The 14,873-nt window shown below is 58.4% G+C and carries 16 protein-coding genes and 1 tRNA gene; 7 read left to right on the forward strand and 10 right to left on the reverse strand.

Going from position 1 to position 14,873, the window contains the following annotated elements; translation table 11 throughout:
- The first annotated feature begins 72 nt into the window (after positions 1 to 72).
- Both AC3EMP_RS10400 and AC3EMP_RS10405 read left to right on the forward strand, forming a co-directional pair.
- On the forward strand, positions 73 to 423 hold the full coding sequence (locus tag AC3EMP_RS10400; RefSeq protein WP_023727928.1) for a hypothetical protein: 351 nt from the start codon (positions 73 to 75) through the stop codon (positions 421 to 423).
- A gap of 277 nt (positions 424 to 700) precedes the next feature.
- The gene (locus AC3EMP_RS10405) at positions 701 to 1,399 is read left to right on the forward strand and encodes a helix-turn-helix domain-containing protein (protein WP_023727930.1); all 699 of its coding nucleotides are present in this window, start codon (positions 701 to 703) and stop codon (positions 1,397 to 1,399) included.
- Between the two features lie 316 nt (positions 1,400 to 1,715).
- Here the strand turns inward: AC3EMP_RS10405 and AC3EMP_RS10410 are convergent, their stop codons facing one another.
- The 7 genes from AC3EMP_RS10410 to AC3EMP_RS10440 form a co-directional block, all read right to left on the reverse strand.
- On the reverse strand, positions 1,716 to 2,585 hold the full coding sequence (locus tag AC3EMP_RS10410; RefSeq protein WP_023727931.1) for a nucleotidyl transferase AbiEii/AbiGii toxin family protein: 870 nt from the start codon (positions 2,583 to 2,585) through the stop codon (positions 1,716 to 1,718).
- Positions 2,573 to 3,658: a type IV toxin-antitoxin system AbiEi family antitoxin gene (locus AC3EMP_RS10415; protein WP_023727932.1), complete on the reverse strand. Its 1,086-nt coding sequence runs from the start codon at positions 3,656 to 3,658 to the stop codon at positions 2,573 to 2,575. The genes AC3EMP_RS10410 and AC3EMP_RS10415 overlap by 13 nt, the downstream gene beginning before the upstream one ends.
- A gap of 273 nt (positions 3,659 to 3,931) precedes the next feature.
- Positions 3,932 to 4,759, reverse strand: a complete 828-nt coding sequence (locus tag AC3EMP_RS10420; protein WP_352713122.1) for a hypothetical protein — start codon at positions 4,757 to 4,759, stop codon at positions 3,932 to 3,934.
- A gap of 330 nt (positions 4,760 to 5,089) precedes the next feature.
- On the reverse strand, positions 5,090 to 6,382 hold the full coding sequence (locus AC3EMP_RS10425) for a tyrosine-type recombinase/integrase (RefSeq protein WP_023727934.1): 1,293 nt from the start codon (positions 6,380 to 6,382) through the stop codon (positions 5,090 to 5,092).
- 209 nt (positions 6,383 to 6,591) lie between these two features.
- Positions 6,592 to 6,652, reverse strand: a tRNA-OTHER gene (locus AC3EMP_RS10430).
- A gap of 43 nt (positions 6,653 to 6,695) precedes the next feature.
- Complete coding sequence (locus AC3EMP_RS10435) at positions 6,696 to 7,943, reverse strand: tyrosine-type recombinase/integrase (protein WP_352713125.1); 1,248 nt, start codon at positions 7,941 to 7,943, stop codon at positions 6,696 to 6,698.
- A gap of 3 nt (positions 7,944 to 7,946) precedes the next feature.
- Positions 7,947 to 8,555: a hypothetical protein gene (locus tag AC3EMP_RS10440; RefSeq protein WP_352713128.1), complete on the reverse strand. Its 609-nt coding sequence runs from the start codon at positions 8,553 to 8,555 to the stop codon at positions 7,947 to 7,949.
- Positions 8,556 to 8,685: 130 nt separating this feature from the next.
- On the opposite strand from AC3EMP_RS10440, the gene AC3EMP_RS10445 reads away from it, so the two are divergent.
- Genes AC3EMP_RS10445 through AC3EMP_RS10460 form a run of 4 tightly spaced genes read left to right on the forward strand, consistent with a single transcriptional unit; the run spans position 8,686 to position 9,992 of the window.
- Positions 8,686 to 8,895: a hypothetical protein gene (locus AC3EMP_RS10445; RefSeq protein WP_352713130.1), complete on the forward strand. Its 210-nt coding sequence runs from the start codon at positions 8,686 to 8,688 to the stop codon at positions 8,893 to 8,895.
- Entirely contained in the window at positions 8,895 to 9,062 is a 168-nt protein-coding gene (locus AC3EMP_RS10450; RefSeq protein ID WP_352713131.1) for a hypothetical protein, read from the forward strand. The genes AC3EMP_RS10445 and AC3EMP_RS10450 overlap by 1 nt, the downstream gene beginning before the upstream one ends.
- Before the next feature lie 50 nt (positions 9,063 to 9,112).
- Positions 9,113 to 9,724, forward strand: a complete 612-nt coding sequence (locus AC3EMP_RS10455) for a BRO-N domain-containing protein (RefSeq protein ID WP_352713133.1) — start codon at positions 9,113 to 9,115, stop codon at positions 9,722 to 9,724.
- Between the two features lie 28 nt (positions 9,725 to 9,752).
- Positions 9,753 to 9,992 (forward strand): DUF6074 family protein, encoded by a 240-nt coding sequence (locus AC3EMP_RS10460; RefSeq protein ID WP_352713178.1) that lies wholly within the window; start codon positions 9,753 to 9,755, stop codon positions 9,990 to 9,992.
- Between the two features lie 1,168 nt (positions 9,993 to 11,160).
- On the opposite strand, the gene AC3EMP_RS10465 is transcribed toward AC3EMP_RS10460, so the two are convergent.
- From AC3EMP_RS10465 to AC3EMP_RS10475, 3 genes are read right to left on the reverse strand one after another with little or no spacing between them, the layout of a single operon-like run.
- On the reverse strand, positions 11,161 to 13,032 hold the full coding sequence (locus AC3EMP_RS10465) for a zinc ribbon domain-containing protein (protein WP_488494610.1): 1,872 nt from the start codon (positions 13,030 to 13,032) through the stop codon (positions 11,161 to 11,163).
- The gene (locus AC3EMP_RS10470; protein ID WP_352713137.1) at positions 13,025 to 13,516 is read right to left on the reverse strand and encodes an ABC-three component system middle component 2; all 492 of its coding nucleotides are present in this window, start codon (positions 13,514 to 13,516) and stop codon (positions 13,025 to 13,027) included. Before AC3EMP_RS10470 ends, AC3EMP_RS10465 begins: the two co-directional genes overlap by 8 nt.
- Positions 13,504 to 14,508, reverse strand: a complete 1,005-nt coding sequence (locus AC3EMP_RS10475; protein WP_352713139.1) for an ABC-three component system protein — start codon at positions 14,506 to 14,508, stop codon at positions 13,504 to 13,506. Before AC3EMP_RS10475 ends, AC3EMP_RS10470 begins: the two co-directional genes overlap by 13 nt.
- Positions 14,509 to 14,706: 198 nt before the next feature.
- Here AC3EMP_RS10475 and AC3EMP_RS10480 point away from each other — a divergent pair, with 198 nt between their 5' ends.
- Positions 14,707 to 14,859: a hypothetical protein gene (locus AC3EMP_RS10480; RefSeq protein WP_245263608.1), complete on the forward strand. Its 153-nt coding sequence runs from the start codon at positions 14,707 to 14,709 to the stop codon at positions 14,857 to 14,859.
- Positions 14,860 to 14,873 lie beyond the last annotated feature (14 nt).

Here is a 14,873-nt window from a genome sequence, read left to right on the forward strand (position 1 = left end):
ACAGCGTCTAGGGGTAGGAAGCTGTGCTGGCTAGGTTCCGGCACAAAGGGACGCCTCGAAAAGGAATAGCCGGTGAAGGTCGAGCGAGCGGAAGTCGAAAGCTACGACGTCTATCTCAAGGACAAATCCCGCCCCCCGAGCCGCAGTGGGAACAAGCATGCCTGGCACAGCCATGTTTTGGTCGTTGCTGGGGAAACATACTCGTTCCTTGCACCCTGGTCAGGTAAGTTCGTCTACAAGAACGAAGTGGTCAGCTTCGAATGGCAGTGGAGTGAGAACCAGAAATACCGCAACATCGACCGCGGGACGGTGATTGCCTGGACGCCTGATGGCGAGCACAAGCTGCGTGGTGAGCGAGGGAGCAAAGTCTGGCGAACCGCTGACACGCGCCCACCTGGCCGTCGCACCGAATGGGACGACTGATTAGCATCATCGAACCGGCTAATACCGCGCCGACGACCGGAATCCACTGTTCCAACAGGCCCGTGGCCAAGACCGGGAAGTTTACCAGTGACCGTCCACAGCAAGGCATCGAGACGGAAGCCTTTCTTGAGCAGCACCGCACCGGGGAGGCCGGTTTGTACGGCGCGCCTGTGCATCCAGCCGCCTGGTGACGGCTTGTTGTCGGGGTTCTGTCGTGGTGCGTTAGCTCCGTTAAAGATAGCGTCCTCACTCGGAACATTGACCTGAGGAACGCGACATGAACGCACCGAGCATCGATACAAAGGATCCCAAGTTTCTTGCCTTCTGGACGAAGTGCATCCGCGAAACCTCGCACTGGTCGCAAGAAGCGCTTGCCGCCTCGTCCGGACTTGACGTGCGCACGATCCAGAGGATTGAAGCCGGAAACCCAGTTAGCGTCACGACACGCCGGGCCTTGGCTCGGGGTCTTGGCTATGACAATCCCGACGTGTTTGACGACCCGGAATTTATCAAGGGCGTCCACGAGCTGTTTGAAGGCCTTCGGAAGATTCAAGACGACGAGGTCCAGAAGCAGTTTCCCGACCATATCCGCGTGCCGGTGACGAAAGCCGTCTCCGGAGAGGCGTTGGCGCGCATAGCCTATGAGGCGGACGGTTATCTGTTCAATACCGATGACGCAATCGCTGCAGAGGCGAAGGAGATCGCAGCATCCATGTTCGATTATCTGCGCGACCTTGGCGACATTGCCGATGACATCTCGTTTTCCGAAAAGCGCACCTATCAGCAGGAAGTCGACGGGTTGTTCAGGCAACTCGAGGAGCTTGGCGCGGCCTGCTACCTCGCATTTCGCGCGACCAAGTTGGTAGGCGCCAATTGGGTCGAGAAAACGCCGCTGCCTTTCACGATCGGTTACCTGACGGTTGTTCCTTCCGAGAAGGTTCTGTCCGAGATGATGGTCCCACGCCGCGGTTCTTAGATCCGTAGCGATGTAGAGGCTTCGATGACAGCCCGCCAAATGAAATGTCGGTCATTGGGGCGGTATCGAGCTCGCGGCCGATGGCTTCGTAGAGCGTAGGATGCCGCTGACGGCATCCTCTGCCCGGTGCATGTTGGCCTTGAGTTGATCTTTCATTGCGCCAACCAAGAGGCCGGCGAGTCGCTTTAAACGCCGCGGCAGCTCTCATCGAGCAATGTTTTCTCGCTTCAATGCCGCGCCAGTCTCGACTTGTCCCGCGCAGCACCACCTGACGATTGCGCCGCTGGTGCCGGCAACCGAAATGGCCGTGGCTGGACTATTTCCTCAACCCTAGCGCCCGCAGCAAGGCATCGACCTGACCGAATGCATCCTGCTGCCACTGATCAGGGGTCCGCTCTCCGAGTAGATCTGTCTCTTCAACGAACTGGCGAACACTTGTCGGACCAAACCCGTCTACCTGGTCGAATTTGCCGTTGATATATCCGAATCCTTCTTGGCCTTCCTTCACTGCGAGGACGGGCTCGCAATCCTTGGCCAGGGCTTCGATCCCTCCACCATAATTGCGCACACAATAATATATGTCATAGGCGTCCTTGCGCTTCAGCCGGTTCTGGATGGCAAAGCCTTTCATCGCGAGCAAGGCGGGAATTGATGCGACAGCGATCTTGACCTGATTGGTACCGCCGCCAGGCATGTCGCCTGTTATTGCGACGTACAGATAAAAGCGAAGAGCAAGCTCCGCGCCGTCAGCTCGCTGAACCGCAAATTTCTCGATAAGCGGCGGCCGGTTCTTGACAATCTTGGCGTCGATCGGCCGCAGGAAATCGACTACCACGTCGATGGCTTCACCGCCATCTTTGGCAGGCACATTGCGGACGAGCTGGAAGGCTCGCAACTCCTCGCTCTGCTTGTAGCCGTTTTCCATCAGCGACTCGACGAGCTTGGCATACTCGCCGTCGCCTAGCGCCTCCGCATCGAGCCCGAGATCGACATCGAGCGTACCGACATGCCGCATCTCATCGTTCTCAAGCAGGAGCCAGGGCACCGCGCCACCGATAACGGCAAACTTGCCTTTGAAACTGCCGAGGATCTGGCCGATTTCGAGTAGCACGGATTTCACCGCCTGGGTGGTGCGGTCATCATATTCAGCGGCAGACTGCGCTTCCGGAACGGTTACACGTGCCATTTGAGTTTCTCTTTCCGCAAGTACTCCGCCGCTTCCCTGCCGCGTTCTCCCGCCACCCAGAGGTCAAGATAGGTCTGCACTGGGCTGGTGGTGGAGATCCCTGGGGAGGGTTCAATGGCATCGAGCAGCGGGCCCGTGTCCTTTAAGACCGTAACCACAACATTCTCGCCGCGTGCGGCTGAACTCAAATTGAGGGCGGTACGAGCCCGCTCGAGACCATTGCCACTTGCGTAGAAAAAATGTGTTCCGGTACGCGCATACGGAGCTAGCCACTGCGCGGCCGAAAACGACGCCAGCGCCATCTGGCTCAATGATGGATCAGGCTCGCCGTTGCGCCGAATGACTTCGTCGAAGGCCTTCCCGTGCAATGTCGTGTAAAAGCCCATTCGCCGTCCAGCGGGTGGTTCGTAGACATCCCGCCAGGCGTCGAGCAGAGCATCCGGCTCCGTCAGCGATATCCCGTCTTCACCGATCTTTGCCCATTCCCGCGCTACGAGCGCGGTGCGCATGTTGCTTACATGGCCGAGGCTCACCTGAGCGCGCTCTGCGAGCTCGGTTACACGCCAAAAGTGGCCCGGGTTGCGCAACATGGTTCGCAAGACCTGCGCCGACTTCGGTTTGAAGATCGACTTGACCTCTCGCCGTTCGGTGGCGGGCTTGGTGGGGACGACGCGCTCGACAAAGACTCCATCAAACGCAAGGCGGCAATTACCCTCAAAGTCTAAAAAGCTGACGCCGGCCTCGGTGCAGATATCCCGCGTCTGCGGCATCAGAAACGGAGCAATGAAAACCGGAACAGCATGTTTTTCGTTCAACCCAGCCGCTGCTCGATGAAGCAGTGTGATGGCGTCCCTGGCGTGGCGAGGCTGTCCGGTCGATTTGACTTCGCAGAGGAGAACATGTCTGGACCCGAAAGCGCGAATGTGGGCGATCAAATCGACGCCGCGGTCGGGCCCGGAAGGGAATTCTTCGATTCTATCGATCTTGATCGGAGGAATCGACCCAAGCAGGCTTTTCAAGGCCTGCGCGGCTTGCTCTTCCACCTCTTTCAATGAGTTTGGCGCTTTCAGCATTTGCTGAAAATAGCATTTTCACTAAAACAAGTACAGCTACTTTCACCAAAAATGGCAATTTCAACGTATGCTGAAACGCTTACTTTTAGTGAAATATCGGCAGTTTCGATCGATCCGTCACTAAGGGTAATCGAGGGGAGGAGGTACGCCCAGCGATCACGTCTACGACCGGTGGCTTGGAGTCGATCGGCGGTCCTGAGCTTCATGGCAGTTCGGTAATGGATCTGCCCCTCGTCCTGGGTTATGAAAGTTGTCGCCGGTTTCATTGACAATTCAGAATTCAGACGGGGGATTCAGCAATCGTTGACGCATGGTGCCTTCGTTCTCTGTCCGGTCTTCAAGGCTTAGGCCCCAAGATTGGCGGGTAGCGACAAAGTCTTCCGGTTCTTTAATCCATTCAAACCTGACGTCGCTCTCGGTAAAAATGTATCCGAGCCTGTTGGCTTGAGAGTTCCGAAACCAAGGCGAAAGCTTTTCCGGTAACAGCCGGCACATCGATGACGCGACTATCATGTTGCCGATTAGGTCCTGTGTACTGGCTTCCTCGTTGGTCACCATATCGGCAACGTCAACCAGCTCTTCAAAAGCATATCGGAGGTTTTTAGCTTCCTCTTCGGCCGCTTCCTGGTCCGTAAGGTACAGTTCAACTACTTGAAAACGGCTAAGAGTATCTTCCGAAAAACTCAAGTATTCTTTTCCGATCTTTAAAACTTGTGGTGTACTAGGTTTTGGGTATTTTGGAGGTTCCACAAATGTGATCTTGAGTTTTTCTCCATCGGTCGGTTTTTGCGGGTCCCTCATATTAAAGTCTGGCTTATAGTAAAAGCTAGTATTTCCGAAAAATACAGCGCGTAGTGCTGCAGCAGATTGGCAAGTCTTTCGAAGTGATACGAGGAGGTTTGCCATCTCAGTATTACGGTTGGACAAATTGATCGCACGCTCAGCAATTTCGGATTGGCGAGTCGTGAGATAAATATTGTAAACACTCACAAGAGAAACAACTATGGCGGAAACGGTGCTAATTATTCCCGTGTAGGGGTTTAGCCAACCTAAATGCGGTCTATCGTTCTTCCGCCGCCGTGTATTTTTCTCTAGCAACAATCTGCGAATCCCCCTAGGTCCCAACCTATACGAGAATGCCGCATTCCTTTGTCAAGATGTAACCTGCCGACAAATGCTATACATGCACGGTTTTCCGTCCCCTCGAGGCCTCGGACGTGCGGACGGTGAACTCCGCAAGTCAGGCTATGCCTTGGCCGGTCACTGGTCGCCGGATCGGAGGCGGTCGGAAAAAGTGAGGCGCGTTTGCAAAGCCATTGATTTCTAATAAACGGGGTTTTCGCGCTGCGGCTGATTTCGCTCGAATACGGCAGAGCCTCGGGTCTATCATACGGTCGTTCGTCTCTTGATTGTCAGCTCGATTTTCGGAGGTTAGAGGTTCGCCTCGACCTTTGGCGAACCGTCGCTGTTTGGTTTCAACGCAGACCCTCGCGATGGTATATGGAGAGTAGGCTTGCCGCGTCCCCCGATTGAGATCACCCGCGTTTTTTTGCTCTCCAGTTCATCTAGATAATCGGCCCACCATTGCATCATCTTGACGCGCTCCTCCCAATGCTCCGCCCTAGCGTAGGCGCGACGAACGTCGTTGTTCTCTACGTGGGCCAGTTGCCGCTCTATGGCGTCCGGGTGCCACTTTCCGCATTCGTTTAGCAGAGTTGATGCCGTTGCTCGAAAACCGTGCGAGGTAGCTTCTTCCTTGCCGTAGCCCATACGGCGCAGGGCGGCGTTAAGCGTGTTGTCGGAAATCGGGCGCGAACCCGATCGAACACTAGGAAACAGCAGCGATCCACCGCCAGAGATTTCTCTGAGTAAGGTCAGGACGCTAACAGCTTGCCTTGAAAGTGGTACGCGGTGCGGCCGTCGCATTTTCATGTGTGCTTCAGGGATGATCCACACCGAGCTTTCGAAATCGAACTCGTGCCATTCGGCCGCGCGCAGTTCGCCGGGCCGGGGAAACAGCAGCGCCATCAGCTTCAGGGCCGCTCGGGTCGTAGGCTGTCCGTCAAATGCATCGATCGCCCTCAGCAGGCCTCCCAAGGCCTTCGGATCGGTAATCGCGGCGCGCGGCGTGACCGTCGGACTGATGAGTGCGCCCCTGAGTGCGATCGTCGGATCTGCTTCGGCACGTGCGGTCGCGATTGCGTATCGAAACACGGTGCCAATGGTGGAGCGCAATCGTCTGGCCGACTCGTATCGACCGCGAACCTCTACGCGGCGTAGGGCAGTAAGGACGGTGGCCGTATCGATCTCCCGAATGCACTTGTCGCCGATGGCCGAATAGGCAAAGTCGAGCAGCCATTTGACCTTGGTAATCGTCCGATCGGCACGCCCCTCCTTCTTCAGCTTGTCAACGTATTCGTCCGCGATTGACCGAAAGGAGTCTTTTGCCGAACCGGCCTTGCGCAAACTGCGTTCCTGTCCGGGGTCGATGCCAGCCAGCAGAAGACGCTTAGCATCATCGCGGGCCTTACGTGCCTCGGCTAGGGAGATAAGGGGATAGCTGCCCAACGCCAAAAGTTTCTGCTTGCCGTCAAAGCGGTAGGCGAGCCGCCAAAGGCGAGATCCTGTGGGCTGCACCCATAGCTGGAGCCCGCCACCGTCAGACAGTTTCACGAGTTTGGGACCTGGGCGAGCGTTTCGGCATTTCACGTCGGAAAGGGCCATTCGACATCTCCTTTGGCTGTTTCGATACCATCAGGATGCCGAATACCAACGGAAATACCATCCCCGCGCCCCGTTGGACCAAATACGCTGAAAGCAGTCGAGATGCGTCCAAGTGCGCCACTAGGACCGAAAAAATAAGTGATTTCAACCGCTTGCAAAGACGGAAGCGTAGAAGCTTCGGCAAAACGGAGTATGGGGAGAGGAGGGGATGGTGCCCAGAGGCGGATTCGAACCACCGACACGCGGATTTTCAGTCCGAACATAACCCATGCGACACAAGACTTTCAGCAGCCTATGTCGCGCCTATGTCGCGTCAAGCCAAGAAGGACCGCTCCGCCGCGGCCATCTCTTCGGCGTCATCACCTCGCGGAAAGAGGTGGCCGTAGACGTCGGCCGTCATGGTCACGCTGGAATGCCCCATGCGTTCCTGAATCACTTTCAGCGGCAACCCGAGGCCGCCATCCTGGGGCCGGTTGATGCACCACGAGGCGTAGAAGTGCCGCAGCGCGTGCATGCCGGTGTACTTCGCAGACATGATCGTATTGCCGTCTTTGTCCTGTTTGTCCGTTGCGATGGTGACACCGGCGGCGAGCTGGACTGGTAAAAGACCGCGGTTGATGATGTTGGCCAGGCTTTCCACGTTGCCGGCGCCGTTGGCGAAGATCAGATGCTCCGGCTTCGCATCCTCTCTGATCGACTTGCCCTCATCGTCCTTGCCAACGACCGGCCGCCTATAGGCAAGCTTCCATTCCTTCAGCGCGTTGACCACCATGGGCGGAATCGGAACCGTGCGCTCGCCAGCTTCCGACTTTGGCTTGCCGATATCGTTAAAGCGATCGGCACGCTGTTGAACGTGGACTTCGCGCTTGTCGAGATCCACGTCTTGCCAGCGCAGGCCACGCAGTTCCGATGCTCTCAGGCCGGCAAAGATGGCGGTAAGCAACAACGGCCTCCACCGGCCAGCCAGGGCGGCCACGATGGCCTTGACCTCCTCGCGTGTCGGAATGTCTGACCCAACCTTCAGGCGGCCCTTCTGGCGCCGCTCGTGGCGCCTGTCCTTTCCCCTCTGCTTCGACCGACTCTTCTCCCGAACAGCGTTACGCGTCACAAGGCCGAGTTCTTGCGCATCTGCCAACAGCGAGCCGAGGCTGACGAGCAACTTTCGCACCATTGCGGACGATCGACCTTTGGCGCGAAGGTCGTCTTCGAAGGCCCTGACAGCCGGCACTGACAGCTTTGAAAGCAGCGTTTCGCCGATAAGTGGAACGATATGAAGATCAAGGTGCTGCCGGTACTGATCTACCGTCGATCGTTCGAGACCGGCAGCTTCGGCGCTGGCGATCCAGAAGGCGCCCGCCTGCTTCACCGTGGCGCTGGCGCTGTCGGCGACGTGGACGCCTTCCCGGACTTCCACCTTGGCCGTTGCCTCGAACTGATCGGCTTCCTTTTTCTTGGAGAACGTCTTGAGCCGGCGCGTGCCCTTCGTGTCGACGTAGTCGACCACCCAGGCTGTTTTCTCCTCACCTTTGCCGGTAGCCCACGTGCGCTTTCGGATGGACATCGATCATTCCCCCTTTGCCGCGTTTCGCTTGCGCATGGCAGCGACGCGGCATCTATCTGAACAGTACTTGGCGTGTGATCGACGGCCAGTCAAAGGCCCTGTCAGGAAAGACTTTCCGCAATGCTCGCACATCGTCAAAGCCGCTCCGGCCTCATGCGCCAATGCGACCTCCATTGCCATGAAACTAGAGAGGGAATCTGGATGCAAGACTAGGCGCAAACCTTCACCGCCGAATTCCTCAAACGCTGGCCGAAGCGAGACTTGATAGCCCTGCTCATTCATGAGCTTGTTTGCGTATTCTATTTGGGGGAGCGGAATAAAGCTAAGCAACGGTTCTGTGAGGCTCGCTGCCAGCCTGTCTTGCTCGACTTCAACGCCGGTCATTCCAAGCCAGCCCTTGTCCTGCCTAAGGAACCCGAACCGTGACAGAAACGCAACCCGGTCCTCATTAGTCCTGCAGTTGATCAGGTGAAGGACGATCGGATTTTCGAGGTCCGTGACTTCATAGGTCACCGGAATACTTCGAGGCGTCCGTGCCCGAATGGCATCACCGTCAAACGCCAATTCCACACCATCGGCAGGGCGCTCCCATTGCAAGCGGATAGAGATCATTGGAGCTTTGCCTTGTTACGGAGTTTTCCGAGTAATCGTTATATGGGTGCTTACCAGTGTTTTCGACGTGGCGCAATTAGGATCCATTTGTTACTTTTTTTTTCGAAAATGGCGAACAGCAGGAACCACCATGAACGACAAGTCTGATGCTCCGATCGACCATAAGCCCGAGGTTGTCTATGGCGCCGATGCAATTGCCAGGTCTATCGATGAACCAGACGTTCGCAAAGTTTATCACGCCCTAGAACGCGGCCACATTCCCGGCGCCTTCAAGCGAGGCCGCACCTGGGGCCTGAGCATCCGGGCTTGGCGCCGCGCGGTTCACGGGGATGCTGCGTGATGCCCGAGAACGGCGCCATCGCGAAGGCAGCCCTCTGGTTGGCGACCGGCGATCGCGACAAGAACCGCGCCGCGGTCCCACAGCTGCGGGAGAAATTCGGTCTGAGCGCCGCTGACGCGGTCGCGGCACTTCGCGAATCCCGGCTGATTCTTGCGAGGTCCCTCTGATGAAGGGCAGAGCTGGTTCAGAGCCAAGACACGTCCGCTTGTATGCGTGGATGACGCAGAGCCCGGCTTGGCGCTCGCTCGATGTTTACGAGCGGGCGCTTTACGTCGAGTTCAAGGCGCGCTTTACCGGCGCGAATAATGGCGATATTTCCTTCAGCGGTAAGGAGATGGCCGAAGCTTTGAATTGCAGCAACGTGCCTGCGGATCGAGCTTGCAAACGGCTCGTCGCCCTCGGCTTCGTAAAGCTCGCCAAGAAGGGGCATTTTGATTGGAAGGCGCGGGCTGAAAACCGCACCAGGGCGAGCACCTGGATCCTCACCGAATATTCGCTCGACTACCCTGAGCGCAGCGCCATGCCGGCGACTAAAGAGTTCATGCGGTGGCGCGCAGAAACGATCCCAGCTAGCCCTATCAAGAAAAAAACGCGGGGTGACGAGATCACCCCAATCGGGCGGCCTGGTCACCCGACTCCGGAAGCGATGGGGTTATCAGATCACCCGAGTCGGGTTACCGCTTCACCTGATAAAGCCCGAAACAGCAACATGAATGGGGTGACCACGTCACCTGCATATACATCTACCACTGAGGGAGCCAACGAGGGCGCTCTGGATCGGTCCGTCGGTGCACAGCAGTACGGGGGAGCCGGCCGTGCGAGAGCCTGATCTCTTCACCTGGACCCCGCCATGTAGGGTGATCGTCTTTCCAATGGTCCGGAGGGTCGGCCGCATCCGCTCAACCGCAGGAAAGATGCTCGCTAAACCGACGCTCCGCGCGGCTCAGTCCTACCGCGACCAGGTGACGGGTGCCCTCGTCAAGCAGATGTCCCATGCCGGCATCGGCGAGGCCGAGCGAGATGAGCAACTCTGCGCATTCTGGTCGGCTGTGCAGGGGGAGATCGCCCGGCGGACGTATCATGGTCAGCGTATATGATCTTGGGCGACGCAGCGCTTGGCTGCCTCTCGAAAGCGGTCGAGCACACTCGGGGGCGTCGTCGCTGGCTGAGCATCAGGGCACCCTCCCTGACGCGCCGCTGTCGCCGTCGGCCGCTAGTACCTGCGGTGCTCGAGCTTCGCATGCCGCGCTACTGGCCAGAAGGTCGTGAGAAAGGCAGGGGTGAGAGATGGATCTGATGCCCCACGTAAGACCAAAATTATCCTCTGCAGACAAGATCCCTTTGCGACTCCAAACGCGTGTGCAAGGGCGCCCGTTTGCCAGGAGTAAATTGGAACGACGCCTCATAACCGTTCTGCGATCCTTCTGCCGGATTGAAGGCTCTTCGATCTCTGCCTTAGTCGGCAGGCAGATTGCAGAAGGCGCTGCAGACCAGGAAGGAACTGCGTCATACGGGTTTCGCTGTCAGAGTTCGTTATGGCTGTGCGTTGTAAGAGCTGCTCAGATTTGCACATTATTGCGGGAAAATCAGAGAAGGCCATGGGCGGCGCAGGATCGGGAAATCGGTGGAGAAACGGAGCCCGCCAGAAGTGCGAGGACCTGCTGGATCTCCGCATCTCGGACTTGCGCAAGGGCGGTCTGCTGGCGCCGGGGCGGAGAGGGGAGTTGACCTGGAATGTCGGCGGCCGTTCTAGCGGTTCCATCAGAATTTTCACAGAAGCAGACAGCCTGGAGTTGACGTGTGAACGCAGAGGGCCAGCCCAGGAGTGGCGATACGTGCGCGAAGTGATCGCTCTTGTTTCCACGAGGCAACATTTCGGCGGCGAGCGACGCTGGTTCATTTGCCCGTGCTGCAATCGTAAATGCGCAGTTCTTCACGACGGCACCGGCTTTCGCTGCCGTTTGTGTTTGGACCTCAGTTACCGCTCCCAGAGCGAAGATCCTCGCTTTCGATGCCTCTCCAGCGCCCGGAAATTGCGCCAGCGCCTAGGAGGATCCGCAAACCTCCCGCTCGAACTTTTGGACAAGCCAATTGGAATGCACTGGCGGACCTATAAGAGGCTCTACGAACAGGCAGTAGCACTGGAGCAAGCTAAGCTGCGTGTGTTCGCGGGGTTCGCTGACAGGCTGCTTGCCGCAAGTCGTAGAGGCCGCAGGACAGGCACGCGGGTAAGTTATTCGCCGTAGCGGGTCAGCATCGAAAGTGTCAGGTACCCAACACCGGGAAAAGCGCTCGCCTGCCGGCTTTCGAGAACACGATCGTCCGGGGCATGAACTCCTTGGGCGGCGTTTTGTTCTCGATGATGTAGATCTGGCAAAAGCTCGAAACCGAAGCGAGATGCTTGTAGAAGCGCTCGTCGAGCGACGTCGCGGCGATCGCTCGCTCCTCGTCGGTCAGCGGCTCATCGTCGTCGTCCAGCTCTTCCCGGTACGTGAGCAGCGGCGAGTCCAGTACCAAGAACCCAGGGTGAGGCAGCGCCTCGGCCTTGCAATAGACCGCGTAGGCAACCGAGAACGCGGAATGCAGCAGCGCCTTGACGCCCTTGCCATTGCGGCCGCGAGCCTTACCATTGACAGCAATGTCGTAGGTCTTGTCATTCCAAGTGACCGCCTCGAGCCCAGGATACCCCCAGACGTCCAGCACCTGTTGAACGGTCTGGGCAAACTTGTGCCCAGTTGGCCCGTCGATCCCGATCGTGAGCCCGGCCGCCTTCTGCTTGCCGTGTTTGACCGCCGCAATGGCCGCCCGCTTGGCGTCGAGATCGCTGCGGCGAACCGACAGGGCAATGACGCGATCGATTTCCTCGAACAGCGTAACGTCGCCAGTGTAGCCTGTGCGCAGGTTCGCCTCTTTTGGCCTGAGGCGTTGAATTTCCTCGAAGTGCCCGCGGGCCTCGGCGCTGAGTGCGCGGCCGCGGTTCTCGAGCCCTTCGGCTTCGGCAGTCAAACTGGCGAGGGTGACTTCGAGACCACTCATGTCCCGTCGGACCTTGGCGATCTCCGCACGCGCGGCCGTGAGCTGCAGGTCCACATCCCCCAGCGGGTGAGGCTTGTGCTGGTGACCGGGCAACGCTCCGCAGAGCGGGCACGGCTGGTCTTCGAACCGCTGCAACAGGAAGCCGCCTTCCTCGATCGCCTCGAGTCGGCGGATATCGGTCTGATACGTACTCTTGAGGTCGAGAAACCGTTGCCGCATTGCCCTCAACTGCGCGGCGTGGGCTTCGGTCTCGCCCTGGGCATTTAGGGCTTCACGTCGCAGCACAGACAAGTCGTCAATCCGCTCCTGGGCGTCCGCCAAGTCCTCGCCGATTGTCTCTAGGTGAGATTGCAGGCGATCGCGCTGTGCGACCAGTTCGGTTACATTGTGGGTACCCAGTTCGCGATCAAGGTCGGCGATCATCTCGTCGAGCAGCTGGAGCTTGCCCGTCTTGCCCGCGTCGAGCGTCTTCTTGTCCGGAATCTTGGCGATGGCGGAATCATCCCGGCCGGTCAGAAGGAACCTGAACGTGTTCTTGTTCAGCGTATCGCTGCTCTTGGGATTGATCTCGGTAGGCGTCTTGCCGCTGAGCATCCGGTCTTCGGTGACCAGCACGTAGGGCATGAAGAAGCGGAAGCTGAAGGTGTCGAGCTTGGCCGCCTGGGTCGAGGCGATCTTGATCGTCCCCAAACCCACTTTGGCGAGCAGGAACTCCGACAGGCTGCCGTCCTTGGACTTTCCACCCTTGCCATGAACCGAATCGAGGATCTGGCCTTCTCGACCGTCCAGGATGCCATCCGGAGCCAGACCCTCGAAAACCTCGATGTCACCCCCGCGCAGCGCACGTCGCAGCGTGACGCTAGTGCCGTCCGCAAACGCAATGCCGAGCAAGGCCGACTTATACTTGTCGCCTTCGGGCGGCGTCTCAGGCGTTTCCCCGCCGAACATGAAGTTGAGCGTGGCCACGGTATAGGTCTTACCGGTGTTGGAGCCACCCCACAGGATCGTCAGGTCGTCGTTGAACGCGATTCCGACCGTCGCGAGGCCGGACCCGGTGTAGGTGAGGTGTTCGAGCTGCATCAATGGCGATCGATCAGCCATTTGGCAGCCCCACTTCTGTCTGGAATTCGAGGCTCCACCGATCAATCAGGTCCCGCATCGAGGCAAAGGCGGCTGCGCCGTCGTCATGGACGCGGCCGGCGAGCCAGCTCGCGCGGTCCGAAAGGTCCCGATTGTAGTCCGAGTTCAGGAGCTTCACGAAGGCCGGTGCGTCATCGCCCGACACGAAGCTGATACCGTCGACGGCCTCAACAACCTCGATCAGGCTCACCCGCAACAGCATGTGCAACGCTTCCTGTATCAGCGTGCGGCGAACCCGATACTCCCCGACACGCTCCGGCAGCGCCGGGTGAAGGCTGTCGGGGCCGCCAAGATCGGCGGTGTGGACGACGAAGTAATCGAGCAGCGCCAGCGCATCGAGATCGAGCTTTTCCGGATAGAACGCCTCCAGCAAGATGAGCGAACGAAGACCGGTCTCGACCGAACCGTTGAAGACCGGCGTTGGGATATGCCTCAGCGTTTCCACGACAGTACCCCATCGTTGGCGAGGTGATGGCAGGTACCCTGCTTGACCAAAATGTTGGCTCGATTGTGCCGGCCAAAGATGCCGGAGACTGGAAGCGAGCCGGCCGCAGTCATCACATCCCGCACTCGTCCCAGGCCCGTCGTCTGCGAATGCACACCGAAAACGCCGTAGAGGATTTCGTCGGTGAACTTTTCTACGTGCTGCGGATCGATGTTGTCGCGGAAGTGGCGGCGGAAGGCATCCGCTTCGAAGTACCGCCGCCTCTGCATAGTCAGGTCAGGGCCATAACTCGCGTGGCGAAGGACTTCAGCCGCATCGGCGAAGGGGCGGCCCTCGCTATCGGAGTAGACACCAATGAGTTGTTGCACGTAGTCCTCGTCAGACGAGACATTGGTTGGAACGATGCCAGACGGCGCTTCACCCGGATCGTCTCCAAACGCGTCGGCGAGGACAAGGTTGATATCGTCCATCGTGAGGATCTTCGGCAGGTCAATGCCGGCGATGTTCTGGAAGGGGTAGGCTCCGATGACTGCACGGAGCTTGTCGGTGAGGACAACGGGCGGCCCCGTGCGGATGCGTCGAGCGCAGCGTGCGTCCCATTCGTCCAGCATTTGCTGCTTGAACGAGCTGGGGCTGAAGAGGAGCTTCTCGGCTTTGCGGTTAAAGCCCTTCGGAGCGACGAAGAAATAGGCCGCCGGCGGCGTAAACTCGCCTCCCGAGGCATGGAAGAGGATCTTTGCGATTTCCTCATACATCATGGCGTCGTCGACGCGCTTGCTGAGCATCTTGCACTGGTAGTTGTCCCATTCGCCGTCATGTCGGTCCAGCGTGCGAAATCCTACGGCATCGCGGCCCAGGTCATTCACGTTCCCGAAAAGATGGTGATCTGGGTACTTCTTGATCTGGCGAGCAACCCAGCGGTGGACAAAGACCTCGAGTTCCTTGTCTTCCATCGCCAGAATGCTCCGGCTGTAGGAGAGATTGCTTTTCACTGCCGGCCCACCGCTCAAGTGTGCCGTTGAACAGCTTGCTGCATTGCAAGTCAATATCCTCATATTACTGGCAACGCCCGTCTCGTCAGACCATACGCCAATTGGGATGATCCTGGCGCGGCAGCAATGGAACTAACTTCCAGACTTGGTCGGTTCCTTCCATCTGCCAGCCAGCAGATCTGAACCGCCGAGCCGCACTTGGTCGAATCCGCCATCGCCGCTGCCGCCTTCGGGCTGGGCAGCAGGCTGGTATTCACTCGACCGGCTTTTGCCGAGACACAGGTGGAGCCGACGGTCGGGTTCTCGGCACGCATCGTGAGTCGTAATCAGCGTGACGCGGCCTGTCATTGAAGCTTTGAGCACTC

The sequence above is a fragment of the Mesorhizobium sp. P160219 genome, from assembly GCF_057786095.1.

Coding starts and splice junctions, on each gene's coding strand:
- AC3EMP_RS10435 (WP_352713125.1), bottom strand. CDS start 7,943: ATGTCCATCCGAAAGCGCACGTGGGCTACCGGCAAAGGTGAGGAGAAA.
- AC3EMP_RS10425 (WP_023727934.1), bottom strand. CDS start 6,382: ATGGCCCTTTCCGACGTGAAATGCCGAAACGCTCGCCCAGGTCCCAAA.
- AC3EMP_RS10440 (WP_352713128.1), bottom strand. CDS start 8,555: ATGATCTCTATCCGCTTGCAATGGGAGCGCCCTGCCGATGGTGTGGAA.
- AC3EMP_RS10410 (WP_023727931.1), bottom strand. CDS start 2,585: ATGGCACGTGTAACCGTTCCGGAAGCGCAGTCTGCCGCTGAATATGAT.
- AC3EMP_RS10455 (WP_352713133.1), top strand. CDS start 9,113: ATGACGCAGAGCCCGGCTTGGCGCTCGCTCGATGTTTACGAGCGGGCG.
- AC3EMP_RS10465 (WP_488494610.1), bottom strand. CDS start 13,032: ATGGCTGATCGATCGCCATTGATGCAGCTCGAACACCTCACCTACACC.
- AC3EMP_RS10415 (WP_023727932.1), bottom strand. CDS start 3,658: ATGCTGAAAGCGCCAAACTCATTGAAAGAGGTGGAAGAGCAAGCCGCG.
- AC3EMP_RS10450 (WP_352713131.1), top strand. CDS start 8,895: ATGCCCGAGAACGGCGCCATCGCGAAGGCAGCCCTCTGGTTGGCGACC.
- AC3EMP_RS10445 (WP_352713130.1), top strand. CDS start 8,686: ATGAACGACAAGTCTGATGCTCCGATCGACCATAAGCCCGAGGTTGTC.
- AC3EMP_RS10405 (WP_023727930.1), top strand. CDS start 701: ATGAACGCACCGAGCATCGATACAAAGGATCCCAAGTTTCTTGCCTTC.